Here is a 17,671-nt window from a genome sequence, read left to right as displayed (position 1 = left end):
GTATCACCTTACGCAGTCTGGTAGACTTCGTCGCGGACCCAGTCGTATCCCTTGTCCTCGAGTTCCTCGGCGAGTTCCGGTCCGCCTTCCATGACGATTTCCCCGTCGAGCATGATGTGAACCGTATCTGGCTCGACGTAGTCGAGGATACGCTGGTAGTGGGTAATCTGGAGGATACCAGTACCCTGTTCGTCGCGCAGTGCGTTGATTCCGTTCGAAACGTCCTGCAGACGGTCGATGTCCAGTCCGGAGTCGATTTCGTCGAGCACCGCGATGGACGGTTCGAGGATTGCGGCCTGCAAAACCTCGTTCTGCTTTTTCTCTCCGCCGGAGAAGCCAGCGTTCAGGTATCGCATCGCGAACTTCTCGTCCATGTCGAGCAGTTCCATCTTCTCTTTGAGGAGTTCCTGGAACTCGGCGACACTGACTTCACCGTCGTCGGCGGGGCCTTCCATCGGACTGGTGTCGTAGCCCGCCTCTTCCTCTTCTTCCTCCCCGTCGTCTTCCTCGAAGAGCTCTTCGCGATCTTCGAGTTTCGCGTTGAGTGCGGTACGGAGGAAGTTCGACATCGTGACGCCCTCGATTTCTGCGGGGTACTGGAACGCGAGGAAGACACCGAGCGCGGCACGCTCGTTCGGTTCCAGTTCGAGAAGGTTCCAAGTGCGCAGGTCGTCCGGAATCTCGATGTCGTCGAACTCGTCCTCTTCGATGTGGAGCAGTACCTCACCTTCGGTAACTTCGTAGGCAGGGTGTCCTGCGACGATTTTCGACGTCGTCGATTTTCCGCTCCCGTTCGGTCCCATCAGGGCGTGAATCTCGCCGGATGCTACTTCGAGATCGACGCCGTTGAGGATTTTTTCACCTTCTTCCACGACCTCTGCGTGGACATTTTTTAGTTCAAGCGTTGCCATGTTAGGTTCACCTAAGACGTATGAAGCAAGGGTATATCGTCTCATAACGGTTTCGCATTCGTATGCAATCGGTTTCTGGAAAGAAAAAATTCTTTTTCTATATCGGGAAACTCGCCCAGTTTATCCTCAATCTTGTGCCATTTAACCCAGCTACATAAAGCTGCTCAAGCCCGTCTGTTGCTGGCCCGTTTTTACTTCTTCCCAGGAAATATCGAGTGCTTCGAGGACGCGTGCAATCGGTCCCTTGAGCGTCTTATCGAGCATTTTGTCCCAGTCCACCTCGAATTCCTCGGGTATCTGGTCCGCGTACTCGAAGCAAATAACGTCCTGTTCGTGTTTGAACTCGCCGTACAGCGTATCCGGTCGAGCATCCAAATCCCTCTCCCGCTCGATTCGCTCGAAGTACGACGGATGGACTTTCTTCAGATAGAGTCGTTTCGGCTTACTCCCGCGTTGGAAGTTGGTTCCGAGGAGGAGATTGGCGTACTTCGCGCCGCGAACCTGTGCCGTGTCGGTGTCGTAGTTGTCGAGTCGCTTGCCGATTCCGCCGGGGATAGCGATTTCGTCCAAATCGACGTTGCCGCCGAGGAAGTCCTCGATAACGTCGTGAACGTAGGTTTCCACGTCATCCAAATCCTCCCCGGTCACGATCATTTCGATGACCCGCCGTTGGACTTCCTTCGTGATCGGGGCGATGTCCGAGCGTTTGTACTCGAAGCCGGTGATGTCGATATCGTCCACGTCCTTGCCTTCTTTCCAGACGATATAACCCGCATAGCGCTTTTTCTTGCCCGCCTGGAAGAACCGGCGGTACAGCTTTTCGAACTCGATTTGGAAGCGGTGTTCCTCGGCGTTCAGTTCCTCGCGTGCGAACTCGTCGTATCTCGCATTGATGTGCTCCTCGATTTCGAACGACTGGTCTAGCGCTTCTGATTTTTCGATGTCGCCCCCGAGTTCGAGCATTACGGAGTCGGTATCGCCGTACGCCACGTTGTAATCGATTTCGTTCGCCGCTGTCTCGGTGAACTCGATGACTTCCCGGCCGGTCGCGGTGATGGCAGCACCCATCTCCTTGTCGTAGAGGCGGAACTTCTCCCAGCCCAGTACGCCGTACAACGAGTTCATGATGACCTTCACCGCGGCCTGTTGACGATCGAAGATTTCGTACTCCGCGCTGTCGGGACTGTGTTCGTTCCGAAGCGATTTCTTTTCCTCACGCTCGGAAAGGGTCTCGTTGATGATTTCCCGGACGATACCGTCGGGTTCCTTCCGGAAATGGCTCCCGTTGGGCGCGACGTAAGTGTCGCCGTCGTACGCCTCGGGATCGACCGAGGTTTCCGGCGACAGGTTGAGCGTCACCATACACATCGGATACAACGACTTCAGGTCGAGCACGGTGACGTTCTCCTTGACGCCGGTAATCGGATCGAACACCGCACCCCCCTCGTAATCCTCGGCCTCGAACTGTCCCTTCGAGGGGAGCGCGAACTGACCGTGCGCTTTGTGGAGGACGTACACGTCCACCGCGTCGCCGGGCGTCGTTGCGTCTTCGAGTTTACAGCCGACGAACGAGGCGACCTCCCGCCAGAAGGTGACGATGTCCTGCTTTTTGTCGAGTTCGACACAGAGTTCCACGTCCCGAACGTTGTACTCCAGCAATCGTGTGGGGTTTTCCTCCCAGAGGTCGCCGATGTCGCCAGCGTAGCGTTCCTTGCCGACGCCGAGTTCCGTCTCACCGACAGCGTCGAGTCGATAGGAGTCGAGTTCGGTGAACTGGGTTCGCTTATAGGCGTACAGCAGGTCGAAGACGACGCGACCTTTCACGGTCGGACCACCCCAATCGCTCCGCCAGACCTCGTTCACGCGTGAGAGCCGTTCGTAGTCGAGATCGTAGTCGTGATGTTGGCCGTCGAGTCGTTCCAACCTGTCTAAGAAATACGGCGCGTCGAAGTCGTCGAAATTCCAACCGGTAAGCACGTCCGGGTCGGTGTCGTCGATGTAGTCGAGGAACGCCGACAGCATGGCTTCTTCTTCCTCGAACGTTCGAACGTCGATTTCGGGGCCGTCGCGGAGCGGTTCGTAGTCCGGCAGGCCGTCCGGCAGGTCGGCATCTCCATCGGGTGCGTCGAACAACCACGCGATGTACTCGTCCCGGTAGGAGTCGTGGCTCGTAAGACAGATTATCGGCTCTTCACCGTCCTCCGGAAAGCCGGAGCGGTCGTCCACCTCGATGTCGAACGTGTGGACACGAAGGTTTGCTTGCACCTCCGCTGCTTCGACTTCGTTCTCCTGAACGACGAGGTCGCCGTCCTCCTGCCGACGTTCCGGAATGCGTATGCCGCTTTTGATGTCCTTGTCGATGAGAAAGCGGTTCGGGAACAGGATGTCCGCTTCGTAGTGTTCGAACTGGTCGCGAATGTTCCCTACGTCGCGTGGCGTCCGACCGAATATCTTCGTCAGTTTCTCGCCGCGGATACTTTCGTACCCCTCCTCGGAACCAGTGAGACGGTCGTCGTTCAGTTTCTCCTCGGTGAGCGTTTTCGTCGGTGCATAGAAGTACGGCCGAAATCCGACGACACGGACGTGCTCGTGTTCGTCGTCCGGAGTGCGCCCGAAGACGTGGATTATCGGCGTTTCGTCGTCACCGTATCCTTCGATGGTGTAATCGACCTGCGTGACTGCCAGTTCGATTTCACCTTGCGAATCCGGAAGCCAGTCCGTATCGGCGTCAACGACAGTTGCCGTCGTGTCGTCGTTTCCTGCAACGGCGTGGGCTTCTGCCGCGGGGCGCTCGTCTCCGCCCGCGAAGTCACCAAGCCCAGATTGAGTCATGTCGGTTGTTTTTGGCGCTTCCCGGTAAAAACCCTCCCGTTTGAAACAGTGCCTGAAGGGAAAGAGACTTAATATGCTAACGCATAGCATAGGCTGAGGTCAAGCCAATGTCTGACCGTGCAACTGATGACGGAACGCTGGACCGCGCAGAAACCGAGCTACCGGCTCCCGATGAGCCGATGAGTTCGATCGAAGCCTATGAGACGGAGGACGGTGTCGTATTTTATGACGCCGAAAATCCGCTCGGTTGGCTCAAGTCGTCGAGTGCGGTCACATTGAAGAAACAGGTCTGAATCGGCGAATCACTCCGACTCCGAACGTTTTTCTTTTTACGCGCAATACATCTGGCTGGTGTTCGATAAATTCGGTCACGACGACGACGGGTCGGACGACCCGGGATATATCGACGAGCCGGATATGGCTCCGAAAGTTCGTGACCCATCCGACCGATTCGAGACGAATCCACCAGCAGCGCCGAAACCCATCGACGGGGATGCGGACCCGGAGATACAAAAGGAGTTCTGGGCACAGGTCATCCTGTTCAACATCGCCCTGTTCACCTTCTGTCTCGGACTCATGCTCGTCGGGTTCGAACGGCGATGGACGTTTGGCGGTCTCCTCATCGCCATCGGTATCATAGCGTTCACACGCGGTTACAGTCGCTATCGATCGTTCCAGAAGGACTAACCGACCGAAACAACTAGTTATAGTATGCAAACCGTTCGCGACGAATCGGGTCGCCGATACCTTCTCGTCAAACGATCCGGCGAATCGAGCCTCGTCCGGGACCCGCAAACGGGGGACGAGACATACCTCGAAAACGAGCGACTCACGTCGGTGGAGGGTGAGTCACCGCTGGAAACAGCCGCTCGCAGGGTGCCATCGCCGACTCGTCGAATCCTTACCGCAGTCCACAGCGAGCGGTCGATCGGGTTGTTGCTCGAACTCGAAAGCCGAGGGGCGGTGCCCGTTCGGGAACTCCTCACATCGTATGCTCTCTGCGAGAGCGATTTCCACGGTCTCCTTGCCGAATTTCGTGCCGCCGGGCTCGTTCGCGAGTGTCGCGTAGCTGGTGAACGCGGGTACGAATTGACCGACACAGCGATCGAAGGGCTCGAACACCTATCCCAAAAGTTCGACCAGTGAATCGCCGTGTTCGACGTGCGACCGGTTCGTCGTCGAATCCTTTTCTACCTGTACGAGGTCGTCCGCGGCACCGACCAACTCCTCGTCGTGGCTGACGACGATTATCTGTTCGACGCCCAGTTCGCGCATCGAATCCACGAGTGTAACGAGCTGTGAAACGTGACCGGAATCGAGGAACACCGTAGGTTCGTCCAGTATCAGGGGCGGCATCGGTGCGTTTCCTTCGATGCCCTCCGCGAGGAGTCGATAGATAGCACATCGCAGGCTGAGGTTGAACAACGCTCGCTCGCCGCCGGATAGCTGTTCGGGATCGAGGGGTTCACCGTCTTTCTGATAGATCGTCAGGCGGTATTCGCCATCGAGGGCGATGCGCGAGTACGAATCGTTCTGATAAACGAGGTCGAATACTTCGTTCAGCATTCGTTCCAAGCTTTCGACGTTTCGCTGGCGGAGTTCCGCACGCAGATCGCCGTACATCGCCTGTAGGTCGGCCGATTCATCGTACAGCGATTCAAGCGCGGACACGCGCGATTCGACGGCGTCACGCCGGTCACGTAGGTTTTCGAGTGCCTCGATTTCGCCACGGACGCCGCCGATTCGGTCGATGAGATCATCACGTCGTTCACGAAGGGTAGTCAACTCCGCTTCCACTTTTTCGAGATACGTTTCTGCCTTTTTCTTGTTCTCGCGTGCCTCTTCGACACGGGATTGGTCGTACGTCTCCGCTAGGTCCGCGTGCCGCGACCGCTTTTCGGCGAGACGTCTTCGCCGTTGGTCGTTCAACGCTTCGAGGTGAGTTCGCTTCTCGCTGAAACTCTCGAGTTCCCCTTCCAAATCCTCGATTTCCCCACGCAGCGATCGGATTCGCTCGATTTGTTCGCGCGACTCGACAATCACCTCCTCCTCCCGTTCGAGCTCTTCGACGGTGTCACGGTGCGTTTCAGCCTTCGATTCGAGTTCCGCCGCATCCTCCGTTCGACTTTCCGCGTCGGAGAGTAGCTCCTCGGCATCCTCGCGGAGGGTTTCGACCTGTTCTCGTTTCTCCTCGATCGCTGTCTCACGGCTGTCGATCAACTGTTCGACGTTTTGTTGGTTGTTTTCGAGTTCGTGGACGCGGTTTTCCGCGGCGACGAGCGATTCGACGGTCTCGATTTTCGATTCGAGTTCCGTCCGTCTTTCGCGGAGTTCATCGAGTTGGGATTCGAGTTCCGTCACCCGTTTACGGTCTTCGGTTATCGTATCGACGTGCGGCGATTCTTCGACCGACTGTCCGCACTCCGGACATTTCCCCGCCGAAAGCAGCTCTTCCGCTTCCTCGACCTGTTCCTTCGCGGTTCGGAGTTTCGTTCGGCACTCAGTTACATCCTCCCGACAATCGGCTAGTTCCACTCGAAGCGACTCGAGATGGTCGTCTGCTTCCCCGAATTCGACCGGCGAGTCCTCGAACGTTTCGCGCTGTGATTCGATTTCGGTATCCAGTTCGGTTAGTTTCTCGCGGCGGTTTTCGAGTTCTGTAGTCGCACTCTCGACTTCCGTGGTGAGGTGTTCGGCCCGACTTCGTTTTTCCTGCGCTCGTTTTTCGAGTTCGTCCGCGCGTTCGGCGAGATTCGACGCCTGATTGTCGAACATCTGGGCTTTCATCCGGGCGTCTTCCAGCTCCTCGCTTACCTCCTCGTCTTTCGCATCCAGTTCGGCGATTCGTGCGTCGATGGCATCTTCCGTCGCCGTATCGAGTTCCGTCTCGTCGAGCGCGGCATCGACGTCCGATTCCAACTCCGTGATTCGCTCCCGTATCTCGCTTGCCTGGCCTCGGACGGTTTCTCGTTCCTGTTCGGTTTCCGTGATCTCCGTCTGCAGCGTTTCGATATCGTCCTCGAGTGACGATAGCTCGTCACGCTTTTCATCGTACGTTTCGAGCACGTTTTTCGCGTCATCGAGGGTCTGTTGAGCGTTGTCGCGCTGTTTCTCGTACCGTTCGATATCGGCTTCCGTCTCCTTCCGATTCGATTCGAGGTCGTTCAGCGATCCGTGGAGATCCTTTTCCTCCTTCGTTTCGATTTGTGATTCGAGTTCGGAGAGACTACCACGGCGGTCGTCGAGAACGCTTTTGACGCCGAGGCGGGCATCGCTAGCCCGTTCCCGATACACCTCCAGCTTTCCTAATTGGAGGAGGTCGTCTATCATGTCCTGCCGCTGGGTCGGTGTCGCGTTGATGAGTTTGTTCACTTCGCCCTGACGGACGTACGCACAGTTGACGAACGCCTCCGCATCCATGCGAAACAGCGAGGTGATGTGGTTACGAACGTCCCGTGCACCGTCGAAACTGCCCTCGGGGGTTTCGAGGACGCACTTTGCGGTCTGGGCCGAATCCCCAGTCGCTCGAATTCGACGATGGATATGGTAGTTGCCGCCTGCGTGTTCGAACCACAGTTCGACTTCGGCGTCCTCCGCGCCGATGGTGACGATATCTTCCAACGTTCGGTCGAGTGCTCGCGCACCGTAGAGGGCAAAGAAGCACGCTTCGAGCAATGACGATTTGCCGCTCCCGTTGAGACCGTGGATGACGGTGACACCCGTGTCGAGATGCAAGTCCGCGTCTTCGTAGCATTTGAAATTCGAGAGCCGAATTCGGTCGAACCTCACAGGTAATCCTCCATCGAGACTTGGTCATCGATAGCCGTGCCCGCTGAATCCGAGGTGTCGGTGCTGTCGGTGCTGTCGGTGGAATCTCCGGCGTCCGCCGTCGCAGCCGTGTCCGCCTCTGCATCCGCCGTTTCACCGGCCGTATCGGTGGGGTCCGATGCATCGGATGCTTCTGCGGAGTCGCCTGTTTCTTTTTCGGGCTTCATTTGTCCGTTGGCGCTTACGTCAGTCGTTTCGTCGGTTCCTTCGTCCGCATCCCCCTCCTCGGAAGCGGGTTCGAACGCTTCGATCCCCTCCGAGATACGGTCGATGACGTGTTCTTCGACTGCGCTCCGAACGTTCGAGTCCGCAACTTTGCTCGCTCGAACGATTTCGTCTACGTCGTGGGCCGTCTCGCTGAGACCCATTCCACGAACCCGTTTTCTGACGGCGTCGTCCGGGTCGGCGAACGAAACCGAATGGTCACTGTCCTCCGACTCGATTTCACGTCGGTCGTTGACTCGTGCGACGAGTGCCCCTTCGTCCAATGCGAACTCCTCGACGCGCGCATGAGTGACGTCTCCGCCGTCACCGTCGATGGAAATCAGCGCGACCGAATCGTCGAGATCGTACTCCCGGACGACTTCGCGGACGCGGTCGATACCCTCCTCTCGGTCGAGCTCGACCGAGATGAATTCGAAGTCTCGGGTTTCGATTCCCCGACGAGTAATCGCCACGTCCTCGTCGAACGTGACGATGTTGTACCCACGGTCGTCGCGCTCGCTCGCGCTCGCGCGCTCGGTCGAACCACAGTACGTGACCCACGTCCCCTCGACGCGCTCTTTTCCCGGTTTGTGGTTATCGCCGAGTAACATCGCGTCGAACGATATCGACGATTCGGTAAGCACGACGTCAGCGTCCCAGTTTCCGAAGTCAAACGGGGTGAACAGTCCGTGCGCGACGAGCGCTGCATGGTCCCGCTCGTGGGGCTCGAACTCGTATTCGAGGTCGTCCCGCTTCGATTCGGGAACGTGGTCCAAGCCGTAAAACGCTGTGTCGCCGACTGAGACCGGTTTCGCACCCAGTCGGGTCGCCAACCCGAGGGTTTCGAGGAGGTCGAGCCACTGCTCGCCGCGGGTACTCTCGTGGTTTCCGACGATAGCGAGAAACGGTATCCCTGCACGGTCGAGTTTCCGAAGAACGGAAATCGTTCCGTGGAGGTCGGAGAGTCCAGGTCGGCGGTCGTGAAACAAATCGCCAGCGTGGATGACGGCGTCGAAGTCGTCTTCGATTGCGTCGTCCACGACGCGGTCGAACGCGGAGAGGAAATCGTTCCGTCGTTCGGGCGAATGGTACTGACGATACCCGATGTGGGTGTCGCCCGTGTGAATCACCCGTGTCATTGATTTGTTCGTTGGCCGCCTGCTGTTAAATGATTTCCGTGAGCGACACGACGCGGTCGTGAGAACGAGGGATGGATGGTGGAGATGACAAGCAGGGGTTCCGAAGACATGGCCGCCATTGGCCGCGTATTCAGATAAAAACGTTCGGTCTATTCGACGTCGAGGGAGTAGAGGCGTTTTCGGGCGTCCGAGAACGAAAACCGCGAGTCCACGAGGTCTTCTTCTTCGAGACGGTTCAGCGCATAGCGGACGGTACGCGGCGGAAGGAGCGTTTCGTCCGCGAGGTCACTCTGGGACATCGTCTCGTTGTATTCCAATACTTTTGCGACTAGCTTTGCACTCGGTGGAAGGTCACGGACGACCTCGGTCGAATCCGCGTCCTGTAACCGACTATTGTTCGACTGGGATAGCTCTGGCACACTCATCAATCACCTATTCCGAATACAGGGTAATAATATTTCCCTTTCTAGTTTATTACCTTCAGGAATTATCCTGATGGGCAGCAAAACACCTCGAAAAGGTCTGTCACCCGAAGCCTCTTAAGAGACAGGCACTTACCCGGAACTGATGACCGATACTGTGGATGACGTAGATCTCCCCTACGACGAGGAGAGTACGTCCAGACAGGAGAAAATAGAGGCGCTCCAAGAACGCCTCGAAGTCCTCGAATCCCAGAACGAGGAGATGCGGGACAAACTCCTCGACGCGAACGCGGAGAACAACAAGTATCAGCAAAAGCTCGAACGACTCACGCACGAGAACAAGAAGCTGAAACAATCGCCACTGTTCGTCGCCACGGTCCAGGAGGTTACGGAGGAGGGCGTGATCATCAAACAGCACGGTAACAATCAGGAAGCCGTTACCGAAGTGACTGACGAGATGCACGCCGAACTCGAACCCGACTCCCGTGTCGCAGTCAACAACTCTCTTTCTATCGTTAAGACGCTAGACGACGAAACGGACGTTCGCGCTCGCGTGATGCAGGTCACCAAGAGTCCGGAAGTGACCTACGAGGATATCGGTGGACTGAAAGAACAGATGAACGAGGTCCGCGAGACCGTCGAGATGCCGCTGGAGAACCCCGGCATGTTCGAAGACGTGGGTATCGAACCGCCATCCGGCGTCCTGCTCTACGGGCCACCTGGAACCGGGAAGACGATGCTGGCGAAGGCAGTCGCCAACCAGACCGATGCCACGTTCATCAAGATGGCCGGATCGGAACTCGTCCACAAGTTCATCGGTGAGGGTGCCAAACTCGTCCGCGACCTCTTCCAGGTCGCCCGTGATCACGAGCCAGCAGTCATCTTCATCGACGAAATCGATGCCATCGCGTCGAAGCGCACCGACTCGAAAACGTCGGGCGACGCCGAGGTGCAGCGGACGATGATGCAACTGCTCTCGGAGATGGACGGGTTCGAGGAACGCGGCGAGATCCGCATCATCGCGGCGACCAACCGCTTCGACATGCTCGACCGTGCCATCCTCCGTCCCGGTCGTTTCGACCGCCTCATCGAAGTGCCGAACCCGAACGACGAGGGTCGCGAACAGATCTTCCGCATCCACACTCGCAACATGAACGTCGCCGACGACGTGAACTACGAGCGACTCGCCGTCGAGACGGGCGACGCAAGCGGTGCCGACATCAAGGCGATCTGTACTGAAGCCGGGATGTTCGCCATCCGTGACGACCGTACCGAAATCAAGATGCAGGACTTCCTCGACGCCAAAAGCAAGATCGAAGAGGAAGACGAGGACGACGAAGTCTCGAAGACGTTCGCCTGAGGTATTCCACAGTCGGTCCTTTCGGTTTTCGTCTTTCGATTTTCGCATCTCCGAAAGCGGTTAGTATCGTGACGACAGTAACCGCTCGGTGAAACTCGAACCGGGGGCGGTCACTCATCGGCAATCACAACGACGCAAAGAAGCTACGCCAGCGAGATGAACTCCGGCATCCTACGCGCTGAAGATCAGGTACGGAACCCCAAACAGCAGAACGGTCATAACGACGAGAATAAGCAAATAGGATGCGATCGTGCTCGCCGCGGTCAGCCACGCGGGGTGGTCGAAGTCGGCTGGAAGGTTCATGTTCGACCCTTCGGCGGGATTACCTAAATCCTATCGGATGGGACTCCGTTCCGAATGTGCTATCGGATGATGTCGCCGATTCGTCGCGCCTGTCCGCCGAGCGCTGGGTTTTTTTCCACGAGGCGAAGCACCTCGTGGTCGGTTACGTCGAAGTAGGACTTCTGGGTCGCCTCCTCGATGAGGTCTTTCGACATCCGGAACTCCGTCCCCTCGTGAACTACATCGACACCCTCGTCGTCGAATGAAAGTGAAGTCATACCCCATCGTTTGCTCGCGGCAAATAAAAAAGCTACAAAACGATGTGGAATCGAAGCGGTCGCAAAAACGCTTCAGTGATTTCGGCAGACGAGCGTCAGACGTTCTCGGGAGGATTTATTACGCGGGACTCGCTGGTAGAATGTGTGCCGCTTCGCTCCGACCCACTGGATGAACTATCGATCCCCGACGGAACCACCGTCGAAGAACACGACCTTGTAACCGACGGTGACATCATCGTCGGCGCACAGAGCACTGTCGAGTTCGGCGTGCGTGGAAACCACGTCATCGCGGGCGAGCGAACGACGTTTGGCGGGCATATCGAAGCCGAGGCGGACTGTCGCCTCGACCTCTGGTCGGAAGTCGAGGGCGACGTTCTCGTTGGACAGGACGCGTACTTGGGCGAGCGCGTTCACGTCGACGGACGATTGATGGTCAGCGGAGATCTCGACATCGGCGACGACGTTCACATCGACGACGGCTTCGAAGCGAACGGATGGATCGTCATTCGGAACCCGATGCCGACCGTCGTGTTTCTCTTCGTCTATCTCTCCCAACTGCTCCGGCTCGGCGAGGAGGAAGCCGCCCAGAACGTCATCGACGAGATGCTGGAGGGAAGCGACGCGAACCCGGCGGTCATCCCTCGGGGTGCGCACGTCAGCGACGATGCGTGGCGCGTCTCGACTCCCGCAACTATCGGCGACGACTGTCGCCTCCACGGAAACATCCGTGCTGAGGAAATCGTCGTCGGCGAGGACAACGAGGTGTTCGGCAGCCTTCGTGCTCGCGGGGACATCGTCGTCGGGTCCGGGACGCGGATTCACGGCGACGTGACGACCCGAAATGGAACCGTCGTCCTCGAGGACGAGGCGGAAATCCTCGGCGACGTTTCCTGTACGGACCTCGAATTCCACGAGAACGCCACCGCCGATGGAATCATGCGTGCCCGTGGCGAGATGACGATGATTCGAAATGAGAAGCGGAAACCGACCGACGAATCCGAAACCGCCGAAGATGAGGTCGAAACGGCCGAAACGTCCCATAAGCGAGAACGCAGCACGTCCGACGGTCCTGCCCCACAAGCCTAATTTCTGACACGTTCTCGTGGTTGTTTCACAAGAGTGACAGACATCGTCAGCGAGCGGTATCGCGGAAGAATGTCAATTAGTTGTTGGTTCTCCGACAGTATAATAACGTCTGGGGGATTTGGTACAGAGTGACGCATGCAAACTAAACACACTCATGGCAGGAGGTATCGATGCACTCGGTCGTGTTGACCAAGGGCGTTCCGGACTTCCGTGAGGGCCAAGTGTCGTTCGACGAGGATGGTCACCTCGAACGGGGAAAAACACCGACCGTAATGAACCCGAACGACGAGTTCGCCCTCCAAGCCGCGCTCCAAACGAAGGTGAAGCACGGCGGGCAGGTGAGCGCGATGAGCATGGGACCGCCGGGCTATGCCGACGTCCTTAGAGAAGCGATGACGGTGTACGCCGACGACTGCTATCTCCTCTCCGACCGGGAGATGGCCGCCGCCGACACGTGGGCGACGGCAATCACCCTCTCGGCGGGCATCGAGAAAATCGGTGAACCGGATCTCATCTTTGCAGGTTTCAAAACTGCTGACGGCGAAACGGGTCAAACCGGGCCACAGACGGCGTGGTGTTTGGACTATCCGATCATCACCCACGTCATCGCGATGGAGGTGGACGAAGACGAGCGACAAGTGCGTGCGAAGCGCCTGGTGGAGGGAGACGTGGACGAAATCGAGACGGTCACCGCGCCGCTTCCGGCGTTCATCGTCACCGACCCCGAATACGAACCGTCGTACAGAAAGGCGGCCCACCGACTCCGGAAAAAGCACCTGAAAGCCGAGACGGAGATACGCGCCGAGGAGTACGAAGAGTACCTCTCGACGTGGGATCACGCCGACCTCAATCTCGACCCGGAGTATATCGGACTGGACGGGTCGCCGACGATCGTGTCGTCGGTTGACCCGATTCCGAAGGCTCCCGCCGAGCGGGACGCCACGATGGTCACGCCCGACGACGAGGACGCGATGGCGGAAGTGCTCGAAACGATGCGGCCGTTCGCGACGGGGGACTAATCATGACGGACGTAAACCCAGGCGATAGAACCGTCGAGGAACTCGAAGAGGACGTACAGACCGTCGAAGACCCCGGCACGCTGGACGACCTGCTCGCCGACGAGGAGAGTGGAAAAGACCGAAAAACGGCGAAGGAAGTCATCCAGGCCCGAATCGACGAACTCGACGATACGGGCACGGACGAAGCCGGAGACACGGGAACCGAGGGAGAGTACGAATCGACCGCGGAAGACGTGGAAGACCCCGACGAAGGCGAGGCAACGACTTCGGAATCGGACGTGTCCGATTCCGAAGCCGAGTCCGATGAAACGGACGAGGAGGAAGACGACGGCCTCAGTCACCCCACCGCGGACAAAAAACACGTCAGAGCGTTGGAGGACGGCGTCTACCGCGACATGTGGGTCTACTGCGAGACACAGGGTGGCGAACTCCTCGACGTATCGAAGGAGATGCTCGGGAAGGCCCGCGAGTTGATGGACGGCTACGAAGACGAGTACGGCGACGACGAACGGGTCGTGGCCGTCCTCGTCGGTGACGATATGCGCGACCTCGCGGAGGAATGTATCTCCCTCGGCGCCGACGTGGCAGTGTACCACGACGACGAGCGACTGGAACGATTCCGACACAAGCCGTACACGGAAATCGTCGCGGACATGGCTCGTGCGGAGACCGACTGGAAGGAGTACGACAAACCGCGTTACTTCCTCTTCCCGGCGACGAACAACGGACGCGATCTCTCCGCGCAGGTACAGGGTGAACTCGACTCCGGACTCGCGAGCGACTGTTCGGGACTCACCATCACCAACGAACTCATCAGCAATCCCGTCAAAACGGGAGAACCCGGCGAGAAGATCGATTTCGAGCGGATCCTTCACATGAAACGTCCCGACTTCTCCGGGTTCGAATATTCGACGATCCTCTGCATCGACAACCCGGATCGGGAGTTCCACCCACAAGGCTGTTCCGTGATTCCGGGGAGCTTCGATGCGATGGAAGCGGATCCCGAACGGGAAGGCGAAATCGTCTCACACGACATCGATACACCCGACGACTGGTATCGCGTCGAAGTATCGGAGTGGGATACGCTCGATACGGGCGTCGATTTGACCGGGCGCGAGGTTATCGTGGCAATCGGCCGCGGTATCGGCGACGACCCGACGGAGGGAATCGAGCTCGCGTTGGACCTCGTCGGCGCTTTCGACGACGCCGATCTCGGCCTTTCACGAGGCGTGGTTACGGCGTCGTACAGCGTGGACGGTCACGTCGAACAGTACGTGAGCGAGGAGCGCCAAATCGGCGAAACGGGTCAAATCGTCCAACCGCCGCTCTACATCGCGGCGGGTATCAGCGGCGCGATTCAGCACAAGGTCGGGATGGACGAGTCCGACACCATCATCGCCATCAACACCGATACGGACGCCGATATTCGGGACTTCAGCGATTACTTCATCGAGGGTGACCTCTTCGATGTGCTCCCCCGCCTCACGGAAGCGGTCGAGGCGGGCGAACTGAGTGCGGTCGTAGCGGAAGACGATGACTGATCGACGATGATAGAGGATTACGAACATTACGAAGCCGTCGTGGTCGGTGCCGGTCCCGGCGGGGCCGCGGCGGCCGCGACGCTCGCACGAAACGGAATCGAAACGCTCGTCCTCGAACGCGGTGTCGAGGCCGGGGCGAAAAACGTCTCCGGCGGTCTCATCTACGCCGAGGAGTCGGCTCCATACACCATCGACTCGTTGTTTCCCGACTTCCGCGAGGAGGCGGCGGAACGCCCGATTACGAGCTACAACATCCACAACGTGGCCGACGAGAAGGTGAAATCGTTCGATATCACCCGACTCCACGAACACGACACGGAGTGGTCCGACGCGGTGCTCCGGCGAAAGATGGACTCGTGGCTCGCCGATCAGGTTCACGAGATGACCAGCGAAACGGGCGGCGGCCTGCTAACCGGCGTTCGGGTGAACGGTCTGCTCCGCGAAAACGGGGAAATCGTCGGCGTCACCTGCGACGAACTCGACCCAATCAAAGCCGATTTCATCGTCGCGGCGGACGGCGTAAACAGCGAACTCGCACGCGATGCGGGACTGATGAACTGGGACGAACCGGAAGAGTGGTTCCAAGGCGTCAAAGCCGTCATCGACATGCCCGAGGACGTCATCGCGGATCGATTCGATGTCGGCTCGGACACGGGTGAGGCACACCTGTTCTCGGGGAACCTCTTCGACGACGTTCGGGGCGGTGGCTTCCTCTACACGAATCAGGATTCCCTTTCGATCGGGACCGTCTTCCACCTCGACAGCCTCGTTGCGGAGGAGGCGGAGCCACACCGACTGCTCGACAATCTGTTAACCCATCCGCTGCTCGCCCAATGGTTGAACGGCCACTACGACGAAGTGGAGTACAGCGCGAAACTCGTCCCCGATTCGAAGAAAGCAGCACATCCCGCGCCGCATCGCGGGCGACTCGTTCTCGTCGGCGACGCTGGTGGGCAGATGCAGGCGCAGGGGCCGATTATCAAGGGAATGAACCACGCCGTCAGTGCGGGCGCGCTCGCCGCCGAAGCGTTCGCGGAGGCGCGAATGCGCGGGGACTCCGAGAAGGCGGGCCGCCTCTACGAAAAGAAGCTGAAGGACGAAGGCGTGATGGGCAAACTCAGACCGCGTCAGTACCGAACCCTCGGCAAACTCGGCGAGAACGAGCAGTTGGCCGGCCTCACTGATTCCCTGCTTTCGTCGCCGATCGGACGGGCGGTGCTTCGCTCGGGAGCAATGGAGAAACAGCTCGAACGGTTGTACAGTTCCCCGTTCCTTTCCTCGATGATTCCGGATACGAAGACGCCCTACGTCACGCTTCCGACGGTTATCGCGGAGGAACTGGGCACCGAAATCGAGGACGAGAACGAAGTCGAACCGAAGAGCCTCGCCGACCGAATCGGTGACCTGACCTACGATACTGACGTGGGCAACCCGCACATTCGACTCCGGAACGACTCCTACGAAGCGAGCGGTGCAGCAGTGTCGGCCTGCCCCGTCAGCGCGAAGGATTTCGGCGGCGGCTGTTATCGCGAAGAAACCGTACAGATGAACGGTCACGAGGAGAAAATCGTGAGTCTCGACACCCAACCGTGCGTGGAGTGTGGAACGTGCGCCATCGTCGCCGAGACGGAGTGGGAGCATCCACGCGGCAACAAGGGCGTCGAGTTCAAACAAGGGTGAAGAGGAGGGACGGATGACCGAGTACCGCGACAGAATCGCTACCCTCGCCAAGCGAGCGAAAGCCGATCGTGAGTCGTTCGACCCGCCAACAAATCCGCCGGACGAAAAACGGGCGCTTTCGTTCCTGCGCTCGGGCGTCGGCGATGTGGTTGCCGTGTATATAGAGGGACGGACGGGCGAGTTCGCGCGGTTCGACGAATGGGAGATGACGCGATTGGAGCAGGCGCTGAACGACTGGCTGGCACTGTACGCGCGCTGTTACGGCTACGAAATAGAAACGGAGTGTACGGTCCGAGAAGTCGCGGAACTCGTCGTGAAGACACACGACATCCACGACGCCGTGCAATTGCTAACTCACGTTCCGAGTCCCGAGGCTCGCCGGACACGGAATTAGTCGAACGCGTTTTCGTTTCCGACGAGTTCGAACAACGGGTCGTACTCGTCCGGTAACTGCTGGCGGACCTGTTGAAACTCGCCTTCCGGAACGACTTCTGCGACGAGGGACATCACGCCCTTCGCATGAAAGAGTGCGTCCTGATTTTCGATACCCTCGCGTTCGGCGACGCGTGAAACGAACTCGTCGAAATGGAACCGTTGGCCTGATTCGGCCCGTTCGAGATACCAGTCGATTTCCATCGGGAGCGGCCCTGCGAGGTCTTTCGCTTCGCCGGGTTGCAATCGTTCGCCGAGCGTCGTCAGTGTGGCGCGAATGGCTCTTACGGTCTTTCCCTGTGTGTCCAACTTCAGTCGGTGCTGTACCTGTCCGATAAACTGACTGTAGTCCATGTTTTCCCCCCGATGCTCAAACGACGGGAAAGTACAAGAATCGAATGGCAGGAGTCGTGAATGCCCCATCGATCGATGATTGACGAAACGAAGTAGTGCAGGGAGCGATTGAGGGTAGTGACTGGCGAGGTGTTCCACGCCTTTCCGAATTGCATGGAACGGAGTACCGGGACAGTCGAGAGACGTACGTTGCGAGACGACGGCAGAGCCGCGTGTATGCAGGGCAGTAGTGGTTCAGTTCGGAAGTAGCAACAGTTAGCGGCGCAGACGAATCGGACCCCTTCGAATCTCCGCTACAACGCT

Annotated in this window: 17 protein-coding genes; 9 read left to right on the top strand and 8 right to left on the bottom strand. The window is 58.4% G+C overall.

Annotated elements, in window-relative coordinates:
• Window positions 1-8: 8 nt before the first annotated feature.
• Both OOF89_RS14030 and OOF89_RS14025 read right to left on the bottom strand, forming a co-directional pair.
• Complete coding sequence (locus OOF89_RS14030) at window positions 9-911, bottom strand: ABC transporter ATP-binding protein (protein ID WP_266077297.1); 903 nt, start codon at window positions 909-911, stop codon at window positions 9-11.
• A gap of 150 nt (window positions 912-1,061) precedes the next feature.
• Window positions 1,062-3,743: a DNA-directed DNA polymerase gene (locus OOF89_RS14025; protein ID WP_266077296.1), complete on the bottom strand. Its 2,682-nt coding sequence runs from the start codon at window positions 3,741-3,743 to the stop codon at window positions 1,062-1,064.
• 107 nt (window positions 3,744-3,850) lie between these two features.
• On the opposite strand from OOF89_RS14025, the gene OOF89_RS14020 reads away from it, so the two are divergent.
• Genes OOF89_RS14020 through OOF89_RS14010 form a run of 3 tightly spaced genes read left to right on the top strand, consistent with a single transcriptional unit; the run spans window position 3,851 to window position 4,889 of the window.
• Window positions 3,851-4,036 (top strand): DUF7331 family protein, encoded by a 186-nt coding sequence (locus OOF89_RS14020; protein ID WP_266077295.1) that lies wholly within the window; start codon window positions 3,851-3,853, stop codon window positions 4,034-4,036.
• 58 nt (window positions 4,037-4,094) lie between these two features.
• A complete protein-coding gene (locus OOF89_RS14015; RefSeq protein WP_266077293.1) occupies window positions 4,095-4,430 on the top strand; it encodes a DUF7322 domain-containing protein in 336 nt (111 codons plus the stop codon).
• A gap of 24 nt (window positions 4,431-4,454) precedes the next feature.
• On the top strand, window positions 4,455-4,889 hold the full coding sequence (locus OOF89_RS14010; RefSeq protein WP_266077291.1) for a DUF7346 family protein: 435 nt from the start codon (window positions 4,455-4,457) through the stop codon (window positions 4,887-4,889).
• Here the strand turns inward: OOF89_RS14010 and rad50 are convergent.
• From rad50 to OOF89_RS13995, 3 genes are all read right to left on the bottom strand, one after another.
• A complete protein-coding gene (rad50, locus tag OOF89_RS14005; protein ID WP_266077289.1) occupies window positions 4,866-7,532 on the bottom strand; it encodes a DNA double-strand break repair ATPase Rad50 in 2,667 nt (888 codons plus the stop codon). The two genes, OOF89_RS14010 and rad50, sit on opposite strands and share 24 nt — an antisense overlap.
• Window positions 7,529-8,914, bottom strand: coding sequence for a DNA double-strand break repair protein Mre11 (gene mre11, locus OOF89_RS14000; protein WP_266077288.1), 1,386 nt, complete (start codon window positions 8,912-8,914; stop codon window positions 7,529-7,531). The genes rad50 and mre11 overlap by 4 nt, the downstream gene beginning before the upstream one ends.
• Before the next feature lie 149 nt (window positions 8,915-9,063).
• The gene (locus OOF89_RS13995) at window positions 9,064-9,339 is read right to left on the bottom strand and encodes a MarR family transcriptional regulator (RefSeq protein ID WP_266077286.1); all 276 of its coding nucleotides are present in this window, start codon (window positions 9,337-9,339) and stop codon (window positions 9,064-9,066) included.
• Window positions 9,340-9,481: 142 nt separating this feature from the next.
• Here OOF89_RS13995 and pan1 point away from each other — a divergent pair, with 142 nt between their 5' ends.
• A complete protein-coding gene (pan1, locus tag OOF89_RS13990; protein WP_266077284.1) occupies window positions 9,482-10,696 on the top strand; it encodes a proteasome-activating nucleotidase Pan1 in 1,215 nt (404 codons plus the stop codon).
• Window positions 10,697-10,867: 171 nt separating this feature from the next.
• Here pan1 and OOF89_RS13985 read toward each other — a convergent pair whose 3' ends face one another.
• Window positions 10,868-10,999 carry a hypothetical protein gene (locus tag OOF89_RS13985; protein ID WP_266077282.1) on the bottom strand — a complete coding sequence of 44 codons (132 nt, stop codon included), beginning with the start codon at window positions 10,997-10,999 and terminating at the stop codon, window positions 10,868-10,870.
• Window positions 11,000-11,058: 59 nt separating this feature from the next.
• On the bottom strand, window positions 11,059-11,256 hold the full coding sequence (locus OOF89_RS13980) for a DUF5800 family protein (protein ID WP_266077280.1): 198 nt from the start codon (window positions 11,254-11,256) through the stop codon (window positions 11,059-11,061).
• 144 nt (window positions 11,257-11,400) lie between these two features.
• Between OOF89_RS13980 and OOF89_RS13975 the strand changes: the two genes are divergently transcribed.
• The 5 genes from OOF89_RS13975 (at window position 11,401) to OOF89_RS13955 (ending at window position 16,976) form a co-directional block, all read left to right on the top strand.
• Window positions 11,401-12,342, top strand: coding sequence for a polymer-forming cytoskeletal protein (locus OOF89_RS13975; RefSeq protein WP_266077278.1), 942 nt, complete (start codon window positions 11,401-11,403; stop codon window positions 12,340-12,342).
• 170 nt (window positions 12,343-12,512) lie between these two features.
• A complete protein-coding gene (locus OOF89_RS13970) occupies window positions 12,513-13,361 on the top strand; it encodes an electron transfer flavoprotein subunit beta/FixA family protein (protein ID WP_266077276.1) in 849 nt (282 codons plus the stop codon).
• A gap of 2 nt (window positions 13,362-13,363) precedes the next feature.
• On the top strand, window positions 13,364-14,902 hold the full coding sequence (locus tag OOF89_RS13965; RefSeq protein WP_266077274.1) for an electron transfer flavoprotein subunit alpha/FixB family protein: 1,539 nt from the start codon (window positions 13,364-13,366) through the stop codon (window positions 14,900-14,902).
• Window positions 14,903-14,908: 6 nt separating this feature from the next.
• Window positions 14,909-16,582: an FAD-dependent monooxygenase gene (locus OOF89_RS13960; protein WP_266077272.1), complete on the top strand. Its 1,674-nt coding sequence runs from the start codon at window positions 14,909-14,911 to the stop codon at window positions 16,580-16,582.
• Between the two features lie 13 nt (window positions 16,583-16,595).
• Window positions 16,596-16,976: a hypothetical protein gene (locus OOF89_RS13955; protein WP_266077270.1), complete on the top strand. Its 381-nt coding sequence runs from the start codon at window positions 16,596-16,598 to the stop codon at window positions 16,974-16,976.
• Here the strand turns inward: OOF89_RS13955 and OOF89_RS13950 are convergent.
• On the bottom strand, window positions 16,973-17,368 hold the full coding sequence (locus OOF89_RS13950; protein ID WP_266077268.1) for a DUF2267 domain-containing protein: 396 nt from the start codon (window positions 17,366-17,368) through the stop codon (window positions 16,973-16,975). The genes OOF89_RS13955 and OOF89_RS13950 overlap by 4 nt on opposite strands.
• Window positions 17,369-17,671 lie beyond the last annotated feature (303 nt).

Source organism: Haladaptatus caseinilyticus, from assembly GCF_026248685.1.
Classification (GTDB): domain Archaea; phylum Halobacteriota; class Halobacteria; order Halobacteriales; family Haladaptataceae; genus Haladaptatus; species Haladaptatus caseinilyticus.
The sequence above is the reverse complement of the archived record's forward strand: the minus strand, read 5'-3'. Positions and strand labels throughout refer to the sequence as shown.

Bases quoted from the DNA above. Each gene is read 5' to 3' on its own strand.
- OOF89_RS14030 (WP_266077297.1), bottom strand. From the start codon at position 911: ATGGCAACGCTTGAACTAAAAAATGTCCACGCAGAGGTCGTGGAAGAA.
- OOF89_RS14025 (WP_266077296.1), bottom strand. From the start codon at position 3,743: ATGACTCAATCTGGGCTTGGTGACTTCGCGGGCGGAGACGAGCGCCCC.
- OOF89_RS14020 (WP_266077295.1), top strand. From the start codon at position 3,851: ATGTCTGACCGTGCAACTGATGACGGAACGCTGGACCGCGCAGAAACC.
- OOF89_RS14010 (WP_266077291.1), top strand. From the start codon at position 4,455: ATGCAAACCGTTCGCGACGAATCGGGTCGCCGATACCTTCTCGTCAAA.
- mre11 (WP_266077288.1), bottom strand. From the start codon at position 8,914: ATGACACGGGTGATTCACACGGGCGACACCCACATCGGGTATCGTCAG.
- OOF89_RS13995 (WP_266077286.1), bottom strand. From the start codon at position 9,339: ATGAGTGTGCCAGAGCTATCCCAGTCGAACAATAGTCGGTTACAGGAC.
- pan1 (WP_266077284.1), top strand. From the start codon at position 9,482: ATGACCGATACTGTGGATGACGTAGATCTCCCCTACGACGAGGAGAGT.
- OOF89_RS13985 (WP_266077282.1), bottom strand. From the start codon at position 10,999: ATGAACCTTCCAGCCGACTTCGACCACCCCGCGTGGCTGACCGCGGCG.
- OOF89_RS13980 (WP_266077280.1), bottom strand. From the start codon at position 11,256: ATGACTTCACTTTCATTCGACGACGAGGGTGTCGATGTAGTTCACGAG.
- OOF89_RS13970 (WP_266077276.1), top strand. From the start codon at position 12,513: ATGCACTCGGTCGTGTTGACCAAGGGCGTTCCGGACTTCCGTGAGGGC.
- OOF89_RS13965 (WP_266077274.1), top strand. From the start codon at position 13,364: ATGACGGACGTAAACCCAGGCGATAGAACCGTCGAGGAACTCGAAGAG.
- OOF89_RS13960 (WP_266077272.1), top strand. From the start codon at position 14,909: ATGATAGAGGATTACGAACATTACGAAGCCGTCGTGGTCGGTGCCGGT.
- OOF89_RS13955 (WP_266077270.1), top strand. From the start codon at position 16,596: ATGACCGAGTACCGCGACAGAATCGCTACCCTCGCCAAGCGAGCGAAA.
- OOF89_RS13950 (WP_266077268.1), bottom strand. From the start codon at position 17,368: ATGGACTACAGTCAGTTTATCGGACAGGTACAGCACCGACTGAAGTTG.